We start from the raw sequence: 13,411 nt of genomic DNA, 5'->3' as shown, positions 1-13,411 counted from the left end.
CTGGAGTTCGCCCCCCAATGTCGACCGCTGCGCAGCTGGATGCTCTTTCGCTCGAACAGGCGCTGACGCGCCTGCGCCTGATGTTCACCAAGCCGGGGCATCCCTACTACCTGCTGGCGCCTGCCTACCGCGATACCTCCTCCGGTATCGTTTCGATGCACTACCTCTGCCACATGCTCAACCTCAATGGCCGCGAGGCATACATCTACGGCACCGATGTGGTCAATCCAGACCTGAAGACGCCGCTGTTCGACCCGGCCGTCGCCCGCCGCCACCTGGCCGAGGGCAAGGTGCCGATCGCGGTCTATCCCGAAGTGGTCAGCGGCAACCCGCTGGAGTGCCCAGTGGTGGCGCGCTACATGCTCAACTTCGAGAGCTTCATCAGCGGCAAGAGCATGAATGCGGCGGCGACCGACTTGATCTTCTACTACGCCGAACGCCTTGCCGAGGCCCGTGGCGATGTCAACGTCGACCTGCTGTGCCTGCCCACCATTGACATCGAATTGTTCGCCGCCGGCGCTGCCGATTGTGCTCGCGAGGGCGCCTACCTCTACCAGAACCGCCACCCGCTGGAGATGATCGACTACGACCAGTTGCCTGCCGGCATTCGACTGCTCAGCGTGGCCAATGCCCTGAGCCTGGTGGAGCTGGCCGAGGTGCTGCGCCACGCCGAGGTGCTGTACACCTACGAATGGTCGATGACCTGCGTGATCGCGGTGCTGTGTGGTTGCCCTGTGCTGTTCATGCCGGGGCATGGCGTGGATCAGCAGGTGCTCGACAACAGCTTCTTCGGTTGCGTCGGCTTTGCCATGGCCGACCAGCCGCACGCCCTCGAACAGGCCCGGGCAACCGTTGGCGATGGCCTGCAGCGTTATGTGCAACGCACCGCATCGTTCTGGCAGCAGCTGGACACCTTCATCGCCAAGACTCAGGACGCAGCCGTGCGTGAAGCCGCGGGCAACCGGCACGGCATGCTCGACTGGCTGCGTCAGCGCTATCCGCTACCCGCCCAGGTACAGCGCCTGCAGCAGGCGTTGTCCGGGCCACAGGCGCCCAAGCTTGCCGTGCTGGTGCGTGATCATGCTGACCGCCAGGCACTGCTGCAGACTCTGGAGAGTCTTGACCGTGGCCTGTATCGACAGTTGCAGGTGCATGTGCTGGGTGAGTGCGACCCGCAGCGTGTCGGTGTGCAATGGCATGCCTGCGATCCACGTGATCCGGTGGCGACGATCAACACGCTGCTGAGCGATAGCGCAAGTGACTGGTACCTGCTGGTCGAGGCTGGCGAGACCTTCGTCGCCAGCGGGCTGCTGGCGCTGGCGGTGCGGTTGCTCGATGCGGCCGATGACTGTCAGGCGGTGTACGCCGACGAAGGGCTGCGCCGCGAGGGAGGGGAAATCGAGCTGGCGCTGCGCCCGGACCTTAACCTGGACCTGCTGCTGGCCATGCCGGGCAGCCTGTCGCGGCACTGGATCTATCGGCGCGAGGCGCTGGCGGCAGGGTTCGCCAGCGACTGCGGGCGAGCCTTCGAACTTGGCCTTCAGTTGAGTTTGTTGCTTGAGCGCGGGTTGGGCAGTGTCATGCATGTCGCCGAGCCTCTGTTGATCGGCAATGGCGGGCCGCTGGCGGCCTGTGCCGACGAGCAGGCGGTCATCGAGCATCACCTGCGCCTGCGCGGCTATGAACGGGCGCGGGTCTTCGCCCTTGACGACGTGCCGGGTGGTTATCGCATCGACTACGGCCATGCACATGTCGCGTCCGTGAGCATCATGGTGCCGTTGCGCGGACAACTGGTCGACTTCCAGCGTTGCCTGGAAACCCTGCTGACGCACACCGCCCATGAGCAGTTCGAGGTGTTGCTGATCGAGGCGGGCAGCGAAGACCCGGCGCTGCTCGAATGGCTGGACATGGTCGGGCAGATCGGCGAAGGGCGCTTTCAGGTGCTGCGCTACATGCCTGGTCAGCCTTGGGCTGCGTTGTGCAACGCGTCTGCCCAGGAGGCGCGGGGTGATTATCTGGTCTGGCTCGACGGCCGCGCCGCGGTGCTCGATGGCAACTGGTTACCGGCGCTGCTCAATCATGCCCAGCGCCCCGAAGTCGGTGCGGTCGGCGGCAAGTTGCTGGCCGGTGACGGCACGGTACGCCAGGCCGGCCTGCTGCTGGGGATCGACGGCTCGGTGGGGGCGGCGTTCGCCGGTCTGCCTGCGCAGTCTGCAGGCTACATGGCGCGCCTGGCGCTGGAGCAGAACTTCGCTGCTGTCGGTGGCGAGTGCCTGATGTTGCGGCGCGAACTGTTTCACGAGGCAGGTGGCTTCGATGCCAGCGAGTTGCTGGCGCCCTGGGCCGATGTCGACCTGTGCCTGAAGCTGCATCAGGCCGGCTATCTGAATGTCTGGACGCCGCATGCGCGCTTGCTGCTGGATGCGCCACGCGATGCGCTGGCCAACGAAGAGCAGCACGACGCGTTATATGCACGCTGGTTGCCGCGTCTGGCACATGACCCGGCCTACAACGGCAATTTCTCGCTGCGTGCCGGGCAAGGTTTCGTGCTGCAAAGCAATGACCTGAGCTGGCGACCGCTGCTCGGCAAGGTGCCGCGGGTGTTGGCTTGCATTGCCGAGCAGGATGAGCAGGCTCTGTCGCGTCTGATCCATCCGCTGGGTGCGATGTGCGAAAACGCGTTGCTCGACGGCGCCGCGACCGTCGGGCTGTTGTCTGCGGTGGAGCTGGAGCGTTTTGCCCCGACCAGCGTGATCCTGCAGCGACCGCTGGATGATGCAGGGCTGCTGACCCTGCGTCGGCTGAGTGCATTCTCCCGGGCGCTGAAAGTGGTGGTGCTCGACCGTTATCCCGAGCTTGCACAGTTTCAGTCCAGCGAGGATCTGCTGCAGCGCCTGCAGGCGGCGTTGATGCACGCTGACCGGGTGCTGGTGTCGACCCCCGCGCTGGCCGAGCGGCTGCAGGGGCTGCACCACGATATCCGGGTGTTGGAGAGCGCCTTGCCGGTCGGCTGGGGCCGCCTGAAGGGCGAGCGGCGCGCAGGAAACTTGCCGCGTCTTGGCTGGATCGCCGGCAGGGGCGACGAGATGCTCGAACAGGTAGTGCCGGCCTTGTCGGGTGAAGTCGAGTGGGTGGTGCTGGGGGAGTGTCCCGGGAGCTTGAAGCCATTCGTCAGCGAGTCGCACCCAGCGGTCGAGCCAGGGCGTCTCGGCGAGGCCCTGGCGGCGTTGAATCTCGATCTGGCCCTGGTGCCCATGGCCGACTCGATGGAAAACGCCTGCTCTGGCGACATGCGCGTGTTGCAGCACGCGGCCTGTGGTCATCCGGTGATCTGCAGTCGAGTGCCGGGCTTTGCCGCAGGCGATGTCTTGCCGCTGTCGCGTGCGGGCAACCAGCCCGACGAGTGGCTGCAGGCGATCCGTCTGCACATGTCCGACCGCGACGCGTCGGCGGCATTGGGTGATGCGTTGCAGGCGGCGGTGCGTGGGCAGTGGCTGCTCGAAGGGGCGCGACTGGAGAGCTGGCGCCGCGCCTGGTTACCCGATTGAGGGGTGGCCCGCAGTGAGGATGTGACGCTGCGGTGTCCATTCGACAAAAAACGCGTGACTTGAGAGTCACTTCGCGCATCTTCACTGTATATTGTCCAAACTAGGAGCCGCCGTCGCGCAGTCATAAACGTGGTCAGGAACAGGGGCGTCCCGTGTTTCCTGGCGTTTCGTCGTTGCGTACGCCGTGGGCTACTTCGCTGTTATTGAACGGGAAGCCACATGATTGGCATTAAAAGCATCGCCAGTTACCTGCCGACTCAAGGGGTAGACAACTACGCCCAGGGCGCAAAATTCGGCAAGGACCAGGATTTCATCTTCGGCAAGATCGGCTCCACGTTCTTGCCGCGCAAGGACAGCGAGCAGGAAACTTCCGACCTGTGTGTCGAGGCCGCGCGCAATCTGTTCGCCGCCAATCCTTCGCTCGACCCTGCCAGCATCGATGCGGTGATCGTCGTCACCCAGAATGGCGACGCCGAGGGCCTGCCGCACACCGCAGCCATCGTCCAGCACAAGCTGGGGCTTGCGACCCATGTTGCGGCGTTCGACGTTTCGCTCGGGTGCTCGGGCTATGTCTACGGCCTGTACGCGATGAAGGGCTTCATGGAAGCTGCGGGCCTGAAGAACGGCCTGCTGATCACCGCCGATCCGTACTCGAAGATCGTCGACCCTGAAGACCGCAATACCACCATGCTGTTCGGTGATGCCGCCACCGCCACCTGGATGGGCGAGGGCGCGGCCTGGCAACTGGGCAAGTCGCTGTTCGGTAGCGACGGTGCCGGTGCCGAGCACCTGCGCACCACCGATGGCAAGTTCTTCATGAACGGTCGTCAGGTCTACAACTTCGCCCTGGTCAAGGTGCCGGCGCACCTGAACCAGTTGCTCGAGGCCAGCCAGCTCAAGGCTGACGACATCGACCTGTATTGCCTGCATCAGGGCAGCGCGGCCATCGTCGATGCGGTGTCGGCGCGCTTCGATGAGGGCGCGCACAAGGGCAAGTTCGTCAAGGACATGGTCGAGACCGGCAACACCGTTTCCTCCAGCATTCCGTTGCTGCTGGAGAAGCATGTGCTGGGTTCGACCCACAAGCGTGTTGCCCTCAGTGGCTTTGGCGTCGGCTTGTCGTGGGGTTCGGCGATCATCGAACGCACTGATTGAGCATTGTCGCTGCATCTGCAAAAGCGCCGCACGGGTAACCGTTCGGCGCTTTTGCATTTCTGCGGTCTATTGGCAGTTCTGCGGGTCCGGGCGAACGCTGTATTTCTGGCGTCAAACCCTTGATTTCATTGGGGTGGCAGCGTGCCACTAAAAATATTCGCAAAACCCCCTAAAGCAAACCGCCACGACGACGATAACCATTACGAAGGTTCTCTAGGCCACACACCCGGCAAACGCCAGGGCCGGAAGCCGCAGTACCCAATCCAACGAGGAATTCGTCATGGCTTTGACCGTTAACACCAACACCACCTCTCTGGGCGTTCAGAAAAACCTGAGCCGCGCTTCCGACGCTCTGAGCACCTCGATGACCCGTCTGTCGTCCGGCCTGAAAATCAACAGCGCCAAAGACGACGCCGCCGGCCTGCAGATCGCTACCCGCATGACCTCGCAGATCCGCGGTCAGACCATGGCTATCAAGAACGCCAACGACGGTATCTCCATCGCCCAGACCGCTGAAGGCGCGATGCAAGAGCAGACCAACATCCTGCAGCGTATGCGTGAACTGGCCGTCCAGTCCCGAAACGACTCCAACAGCCAGCAAGACCGTGACGCTCTGGACAAAGAGTTCCAGTCGATGCTGTCGGAAATCGACCGTATCGCCGACTCCACCCAGCTGAACGGCAAGAACCTGCTGGACGGTACCGCTGGCGTCATGACCTTCCAGGTCGGCTCCAACTCCGGCTCTGCCAACCAGATCACCGTGACTCTCAGCGCCGCGATGAAAACCACCGGTACTGGCGCTGCGCTGACCGCCCTGGCTGGCAAGAGCATCACCGGTGCCAACAGCACCGCCGCCGAGCAGACCTTCACCGCCGCCATCAGCGCAATCGACGCTGCCCTGCAGGCAATCAACACCAACCGTGCTGACCTGGGTGCCGCTCAGAACCGTCTGACCAGCACCATCAACAACCTGCAGAACATCAACGAGAACGCCGAAGCTGCTCGTGGCCGTGTACAGGACACCGACTTCGCTGCCGAAACTGCCCAGCTGACCAAGCAGCAGACCCTGCAGCAAGCTTCGACCTCGGTTCTGGCCCAGGCCAACCAGCTGCCGTCGGCAGTTCTGAAGCTGCTGGGCTAATCTGCCTGATAGCTGCTGGCGGGGGAGTGCACTTGCGGCGCTCCCCCGCCTTTTCATTACGAGGTGGTGGACATGGACATGAGCGTCAAGCTGAACCTGTCTTATCCGGCCGCACGTTCGGCCGAGCAGGTTGCCGACAAGCCGGTCTCGCGGCCGTTGGAAGCATCCGCCGAGGGTGGCAAGAAGGACGCGGTCAAGGTGCACGACACTGACAACGTCAAGAACGCCGTCTCGCAGATCGAGCAATTCCTGAAAGAAACCCGACGTAATCTTGAGTTTTCCACGGATGAAGAATCCGGCAAGATTGTCGTCAAGGTCATCGCCAGCGAAACCGGCGAGCTGATCCGTCAGATTCCCTCCGAGGAGGCCCTGCGGATCGCCGAAAGCCTGCGCGATGTCAAAAGTGTACTGTTCAACGCCAAGGTCTGACCGGCGGCGAGCATTGCGCGTTACGAATCATGCCGGCCTTGCAGGAGCGAGGCGGGCGCGTTGAAGAGAGGGGCAGGACATGGCAGCAATTACTCCTAGCACAGGCGTGGGCTACGGCCTCGAGATCAGCAAGATCGTCGATGCCTTGGTGAAGTCCGATACTTCGGCCAAGTCCAACCAGATTGCTCGGCAGTCGAGCAATAACTCGGCGATCCTCTCGGGCATCGGCTCCCTGCGTAGCGCTCTCACGGCGTTCCAGGATGCCATGAAGAAGCTCAACGACAAGGATGCGCCTTCCTTCAACGCCTTTGCCGGTACTTCCGCCAACGAAAGCGTGGTCAAGATCAAGACCACCAACAGTGCGGTTGCCGGTACCTACGATATCCGCGTCAGTCAGCTGGCGACCAGTTCCAAGGTTGCCAGCCAGCAGTTCGCAGGTGGCGCCAGTTCGCCGATCAGCCAGGGCGAGCTGACTATCAGCCAGAACGGCAAGGACTACAAGATCAACGTCGCTGCAGGTTCGACCCTGCAGACCGTACGCGACCAGATCAACAAGGAGCTCGGCGCGAAGGGGCTGTCTGCCAACATCATCAACGAGGCCGGTGGTTCGCGCCTGGTGTTCGGCTCCACGACGACCGGCGCGGGCAGCGACATTTCCGTCAGCGGCATCCCTGAGCTGGCGGTCGATGGCACCAAGCAGATGACCCCGACCAGCGGCGGCTACATCACTGCTCTGGCACAGGATGCGAAGTTCTCCATCGACGGCCTGGACCTGACCAGCTCGAAGAACACCGTGGACAACGCCATCAGTGGCTTGAGCCTGGAGCTCACCGGCACTACGCTGCCGACCGCTGCGACCGGGGTCAAGGTGAGTGTGACGCTCGATAACGATGGCCTGAAGAAATCGGTTCAGTCGTTTGTCGATGCTTACAACACCCTGCGCAAGGCTGTTACCGCCCTGACGACACCGACCAAGGACTCTTCCGGTAACGTGACCAGCCTGGGCCCGTTGACCAACGATCCGACCACGCGCTCTTTGCTGAGCGACATCGGCAAGGTGATCGCCGAAGCCGGTTCGGGCACCCAGCTCAATACCCTCAGCCAGCTGGGTATCAACACCCAGAAAGACGGCACGCTCGAGTTCAACAGCACCAAGTTCACCGCGGCACTGAACGACAAGAAGCTTGGCTCGGAGATTCAGGGACTGTTCAGTGCCGACGGTGGCGTTTTCGACCGGATGACCAAGGCCCTCGATCCCTACGTCAAGACCGGCGGTTCGCTGGATTCGCGCAAGTCGGCGCTCGACAAGGTGACCAAGAACCTGCAGGACCAGCAGGCTGCGCTGGACCGTCGTACCGAGCTGCTGACCACCTCGCTGACCAAGAAGTACGCAGCGCTCGACACCGCCCTGGGCCTGATGAAGAAGCAGGGCGAGCAGATCGTCTCGATCTTCGATGCGATGAATGCCCAGGCCAAGAAAGGCTGATCGCTAAGCGGCGGCAAAAGCCCGGTGACACCTTGCAGGTGTCCCGGGCTTTGTGTTTCATGGCTAAAGTTTTTTGACGAGCTGGCGATACAGCAGGTATACGCAACCTTTTCGCTGCAATGAGGTAGTTCCATGAACCCGATGTTGGCCCTTCGGCAGTACCAGAAAGTCAACGGTGCTGCGCAGACTTCCGAAGCCAGTCCGCACCGTCTGGTGCAGATGCTGATGCAGGGCGGTCTTGACCGAATGGCCCAAGCCAAGGGCGCCATCGCGCGCAAGGACGTCGCCCAGAAGGGCATTCTGATCGGCAAGGCCATCGACATCATTGGCGGCCTGCGCGAAGGGCTGGATCTGGAGAATCACGCCGACAGCCTGACCGACCTCGACAACCTGTACCAGTACATGAGCCGTCGCCTGATCGAAGCCAACGTCCACAGTGACCCGGCGATCATCGACGAAGTGGCGCGCCTGCTGATCACGGTCAAGGAAGGCTGGGACGCCATCGGCGAACAGGTGCCGGCAGAGTAATTCCAGGAGGCGCACATGAGCGAAGTGATTGCACGTATCGAAGAGACCCGCGATGCCTTGCTGGCAGCGTTCGCTGAGCGCGACTGGGATGCGGTGGGCAAGCTCGACCTGGCATGTCGCGTGTGCGTCGAGGATATCCTGGCCGAAGCGCAGGAAAACGATGCGCAGGTCAGGAGCAGTCTGGATGAATTGCTGGCGGTGTATCGGCAATTGATTGAATTTGCAAGTGGTGAACGTCAATCGATAGTCGACGAGATGACGCAGATCCGTCAGGCAAAAAACGCGACAAAGGTATACCATCTGTTCAGCTGATCGCTGGGCAATGCAAGAAGCTGCGCGCCATTAATTTGACTGTGTGCTGTTTTTTGACTTAACTAGTGGCTGTTTTCGAAATTTCAGACGTCCGAACACTGACCATTTCAGTCGGAATGATGTCGAGCACGCCTGCGGGCGCCGATATGACTAGGGAAGTTAGTATTGAATGTGGCGTGAAACCAAGATCCTCCTGATCGATGACGACAGCGAACGCCGCCGCGATCTGGCGGTGGTCCTGAATTTTCTCGGCGAAGAGAACCTCTCCTGCTCCAGTGCGGACTGGCAGCAGTCGGTAGAGGCGTTGTCTTCGAGCAGGGAAGTCCTGTGTGTGCTGATCGGGGCTGTGAATGCACCGGCAAGTGTCCTGGGCCTGCTTAAGACAGTGGCTGCGTGGGATGAGTTCCTTCCAGTTCTGCTTCTAGGTGAAATTTCTTCTGCCGAGTTCCCTGAAGACCTGCGCCGGCGCGTGCTGTCCAACCTGGAGATGCCGCCCAGCTATAGCCAGTTGCTCGATTCGCTGCACCGCGCCCAGGTCTACCGTGAGATGTACGACCAGGCGCGTGAGCGCGGTCGTCAGCGCGAACCCAACCTGTTCCGCAGCCTGGTTGGCACCAGTCGTGCGATCCAGCATGTGCGGCAGATGATGCAGCAGGTGGCCGACACCGATGCCAGCGTGCTGATCCTCGGTGAGTCCGGCACGGGCAAGGAAGTGGTGGCGCGCAACCTGCACTATCACTCCAAGCGCCGTGAAGCGCCTTTCGTGCCGGTCAATTGCGGGGCGATCCCTGCCGAGCTGCTCGAAAGCGAGCTGTTCGGACACGAGAAGGGCGCCTTCACTGGCGCGATCACCAGCCGTGCGGGGCGTTTCGAGCTGGCCAACGGCGGTACCCTGTTCCTCGACGAGATCGGCGACATGCCGTTGCCGATGCAGGTCAAGCTGCTGCGCGTGCTGCAGGAGCGTACCTTCGAGCGGGTTGGCAGCAACAAGACCCAGAGCATCGACGTGCGCATCATCGCGGCGACCCACAAAAACCTCGAGACCATGATCGAGGAGGGGACCTTCCGCGAAGACCTGTACTATCGCCTGAATGTCTTCCCCATCGAAATGGCGCCGCTGCGCGAGCGTGTCGAGGACATTCCGCTGCTGATGAACGAGCTGATCTCGCGCATGGAGCACGAGAAGCGCGGCTCCATCCGTTTCAACTCGGCCTCGATCATGTCGCTGTGCCGGCATGGCTGGCCGGGCAACGTCCGTGAGCTGGCCAACCTGGTCGAGCGTATGGCGATCATGCATCCGTACGGGGTGATCGGCGTTGCAGAGCTGCCGAAAAAATTCCGCTACGTCGATGACGAAGACGAGCAGTTGGTCGACAGCTTGCGCAGCGATCTCGAAGAGCGCGTGGCGATCAACGGCCATGCGCCGAACTTCTCCAGCCATGCCATGCTGCCGCCGGAAGGCCTGGACCTGAAGGACTATCTCGGCAGCCTTGAGCAGGGGCTGATCCAGCAAGCACTGGACGACGCCAATGGCATCGTTGCCCGCGCCGCCGAACGCCTGCGCATCCGTCGAACCACGCTTGTCGAGAAGATGCGCAAGTACGGCATGAGTCGCCAGGGCGGCGAAGACCAGGCCGAAGACTGAAGCTCAGCCCCTTGCAGGCGCAACCTCGCGTTGCGCCTGCAAGGGGCTGGCGTGTTTTCAGAAACCTCATCCCCGGCACGGCTATTGCTACACCGCAGGCAAAGTACCGTTTTTATGACGGTCAGCCATGCGAGAGAGCACGATGCCCCAGGCCGCCCACATCTCCCGAGCCCCTGAGCAGCAGGGACGCACCCCGGTCGAACAGGAAAGTCGACAGGGGCTCGAGCAGGCGTTCGCCCTGTTCAACCAGGTTTCCTCCCAGCTCAGTGAGTCGTACAACATGCTCGAGGCCCGCGTCAGCGAGCTCAAGGGCGAGCTGGAGGTGGTCAGCGCACAGCGCATGGCCGAGCTGGGTGAAAAGGAGCGTCTGGCCAACCGCCTGCAGCATTTGCTGGATCTGCTGCCTGGCGGCGTGATCGTCATCGACGGCCAGGGCTATGTGCGCGAAGCCAACCCTGCCGCCTGTGAGTTGCTCGGTGCGCCGTTGGTCGGTGAACTCTGGCGCCAGGTCATCGCTCGCAGCTTCGCGCCGCGAGAGGATGACGGCCACGAGGTGTCGCTGCGTGACGGTCGACGCTTGTCCATTGCCACCCGTTCGCTGGATGCCGAGCCCGGTCAGTTGGTGCTGCTCAACGACCTGACCGAAACCCGTCGCCTGCAGGGGCAACTGGCGCGTCACGAGCGTCTGTCGTCGTTGGGGCGCATGGTCGCCTCGCTGGCGCATCAGATTCGCACGCCCCTGTCGGCGGCCATGCTTTATGCCAGCCATCTGGCCGACGACCAGGGCGGCCTGGCTCTGGAAACCCGTCAGCGCTTCGCCGGCAGTCTGAAGGAGCGTCTGCACGAGCTGGAGCATCAGGTGCGCGACATGCTGGTGTTCGCCCGTGGTGAGTTGCCGCTCAATGACCGGCTGACCCCAAAGGCATTGTTCCAGGCGCTGCAACAGGCTGCGCAGTCCCATGTGCAGGGGCATGCGGTGCGCTGGCAGTGCGATACGCACTTGGGCGAGTTGCTGTGCAATCGCGACACCCTGGTCGGCGCCTTGCTCAATCTGATCGAGAACGCGCTGCAGGCAAGCTCGGAGCCCGCGCGCCTGAAAGTACACCTGTTGCGCCGCGGGCAGAGCCTGCACCTGTGCGTCAGTGACGCTGGCAGCGGGATCGACGCGCAGTTGCTGGCGCGCCTGGGCGAGCCGTTTCTGACGACCAAGGCCACCGGTACCGGCCTCGGCCTGGCGGTGGTCAAGGCGGTGGTCAAGGCGCATCAGGGCAGCCTTGAGCTGCGCTCGAAGGTCGGGCGCGGCACTTGCGTGCGGGTGGTGCTGCCGCTGATCAACGGACAATCGACGGAGGCGCAGTGATGGTCAAGGTTTTGTTGGTCGAGGACGATCGTGCCTTGCGCCAGGCGTTGGGCGATACCGGAGATCGGCGGATTCGACTACCGCGCCGTGGGCAGTGCAGAAGAGGCGCTGGACGCCGTGGCCGAAGAGGCCTTCGGGCTGGTGGTCAGTGATGTGAACATGCCGGGGATGGATGGCCATCAACTGCTTGCGCAACTGCGTCGTCACCACCCGCAACTGCCCGTGCTGCTGATGACTGCGCACGCTGCAGTGGAGCGTGCGGTGGAGGCGATGCGCCAGGGCGCTGCCGACTACCTGGTCAAGCCGTTCGAACCCAAGGCGTTGCTGAGTCTGGTCGATCGTCATGCCGCGGGGCACCTGGGTGCCGAAGACGAGGGGCCGGTGGCCAGTGAGCCGGCCAGTCGGCAGCTGCTCGAGCTGGCTGCCCGCGTGGCACGCAGCGACTCCACCGTGTTGATCTCGGGCGAGTCGGGGACCGGCAAGGAAGTGCTGGCGCGTTACATTCATCAGCGCTCGGCGCGCGCCGCGCAGCCATTCGTGGCGATCAACTGTGCGGCGATTCCAGACAACATGCTCGAAGCTACGCTGTTCGGTCACGAAAAAGGCGCGTTCACTGGTGCCATCGCGGCCCAGGCGGGCAAGTTCGAGCAAGCCGATGGCGGCACCCTGTTGCTCGACGAGATTTCCGAAATGCCACTGGGCCTGCAGGCCAAGCTGCTGCGCGTGCTGCAGGAGCGGGAGGTCGAGCGGGTCGGCGGGCGCAAGCCGATCAGCCTGGACATTCGCGTGCTGGCCACCACCAACCGTGACCTGGCTGGCGAAGTCGCTGCCGGGCGCTTCCGTGAAGACCTGTACTACCGCCTTTCGGTCTTCCCGCTGGCCTGGCGCCCACTGCGCGAGCGCAGCGCCGATATCCTGCCGCTGGCCGAGCGCCTGCTGGCCAAGCATGTCGGCAAGATGAAGCACGCGCCGGTTCGCCTGTCGGCCGAGGCGCGGACATGCCTGCAGGCGCACGCATGGCCTGGCAACGTGCGCGAGCTGGACAACGCGCTGCAGCGAGCGCTGATCCTGCAGCAGGGTGGGGTGATCGAGGCGGCGGATTTCTGTCTGGCTGGCGCCATTCCCTTGTCACCAGCAAGCAGTGATATCACAGAGCCATCATCGCTCGAATCGGCTTCTGAGTCCAGTGGCCTGGGCGACGATATGCGTCGTCATGAGTTCCAGATGATCATCGATACCTTGCGCGCCGAACGTGGGCGTCGCAAGGAGGCTGCCGAACGGTTGGGCATCAGCCCGCGTACGCTGCGCTACAAGCTGGCGCAGATGCGCGATGCGGGGATGGATGTCGAGGCCAGCCTGTACGGGTAAGTGCCTTTGCGGAGCGACTTTACGAAGGCTGGCACCTTTGTTGCTTTAACCGTTTTACCCGCTGCATCAGTGTCAAAAAAATGCGGCCGCCGGAGAGAGAAGTTCATGAGCCAAGGTGTTGAATTCAATCGTCTGATGTTGGACATGCGCGCGATGCAGGCCGATGCCATGTCGCTGCCCAAGGTCGCCGCTGCGCCTGAGCTCGCCCCGGGCCAGAGCAGCTTTGCCGACATGCTCGGCCAGGCCATCAACAAGGTCAGCGATACCCAGCAGGCATCGAGCCAGTTGGCCAACGCCTTCGAGATCGGCAAGAGCGGTGTCGACCTCACCGACGTGATGATCGCCTCGCAGAAGGCCAGCGTGTCGTTCCAGGCCCTGACCCAAGTGCGCAACAAGCTGGTCCAGGCGTACCAGGACATCATGCAGATGCCGGTTTGAG

General features: G+C 62.7%; 10 protein-coding genes and 1 pseudogene. All 11 read left to right on the top strand.

All coding sequences use genetic code 11. The annotated features are described in order from the left end of the window. The first annotated feature begins 17 nt into the window (after positions 1-17). The 11 genes and pseudogenes from APH44_RS06525 (at position 18) to fliE (ending at position 13,410) form a co-directional block, all read left to right on the top strand. Entirely contained in the window at positions 18-3,548 is a 3,531-nt protein-coding gene (locus APH44_RS06525; RefSeq protein ID WP_054891893.1) for a glycosyltransferase, read from the top strand. 219 nt (positions 3,549-3,767) lie between these two features. After that, on the top strand, positions 3,768-4,703 hold the full coding sequence (locus tag APH44_RS06520) for a ketoacyl-ACP synthase III (RefSeq protein WP_054891892.1): 936 nt from the start codon (positions 3,768-3,770) through the stop codon (positions 4,701-4,703). Between the two features lie 280 nt (positions 4,704-4,983). Further along, complete coding sequence (locus APH44_RS06515) at positions 4,984-5,844, top strand: flagellin domain-containing protein (protein WP_054891891.1); 861 nt, start codon at positions 4,984-4,986, stop codon at positions 5,842-5,844. A gap of 72 nt (positions 5,845-5,916) precedes the next feature. Further along, on the top strand, positions 5,917-6,273 hold the full coding sequence (locus APH44_RS06510) for a flagellar protein FlaG (protein ID WP_054891890.1): 357 nt from the start codon (positions 5,917-5,919) through the stop codon (positions 6,271-6,273). Between the two features lie 79 nt (positions 6,274-6,352). After that, positions 6,353-7,759, top strand: coding sequence for a flagellar filament capping protein FliD (gene fliD, locus APH44_RS06505; protein WP_054891889.1), 1,407 nt, complete (start codon positions 6,353-6,355; stop codon positions 7,757-7,759). A 132-nt stretch (positions 7,760-7,891) separates the two neighbouring features. After that, positions 7,892-8,287, top strand: coding sequence for a flagellar export chaperone FliS (fliS, locus tag APH44_RS06500; RefSeq protein WP_054891888.1), 396 nt, complete (start codon positions 7,892-7,894; stop codon positions 8,285-8,287). Positions 8,288-8,302: 15 nt separating this feature from the next. Next, a complete protein-coding gene (fliT, locus tag APH44_RS06495; protein ID WP_054891887.1) occupies positions 8,303-8,599 on the top strand; it encodes a flagellar protein FliT in 297 nt (98 codons plus the stop codon). A 169-nt stretch (positions 8,600-8,768) separates the two neighbouring features. Continuing rightward, positions 8,769-10,244, top strand: a complete 1,476-nt coding sequence (gene fleQ / locus APH44_RS06490) for a transcriptional regulator FleQ (protein WP_054891886.1) — start codon at positions 8,769-8,771, stop codon at positions 10,242-10,244. A gap of 142 nt (positions 10,245-10,386) precedes the next feature. Further along, positions 10,387-11,604, top strand: a complete 1,218-nt coding sequence (locus APH44_RS06485) for a PAS domain-containing sensor histidine kinase (RefSeq protein ID WP_054891885.1) — start codon at positions 10,387-10,389, stop codon at positions 11,602-11,604. Then, positions 11,601-12,972, top strand: a pseudogene (locus tag APH44_RS06480) (sigma-54-dependent transcriptional regulator). The gene APH44_RS06485 and the pseudogene APH44_RS06480 overlap by 4 nt, the downstream one beginning before the upstream one ends. A gap of 105 nt (positions 12,973-13,077) precedes the next feature. Continuing rightward, positions 13,078-13,410, top strand: coding sequence for a flagellar hook-basal body complex protein FliE (gene fliE, locus APH44_RS06475; RefSeq protein WP_054891884.1), 333 nt, complete (start codon positions 13,078-13,080; stop codon positions 13,408-13,410). Position 13,411: the final 1 nt, after the last annotated feature.

This window comes from Pseudomonas sp. NBRC 111143 (assembly GCF_001320965.1).
GTDB classification, from domain to species: domain Bacteria; phylum Pseudomonadota; class Gammaproteobacteria; order Pseudomonadales; family Pseudomonadaceae; genus Aquipseudomonas; species Aquipseudomonas machongensis.
This window is presented reverse-complemented; position numbering and strand designations above follow the sequence as displayed.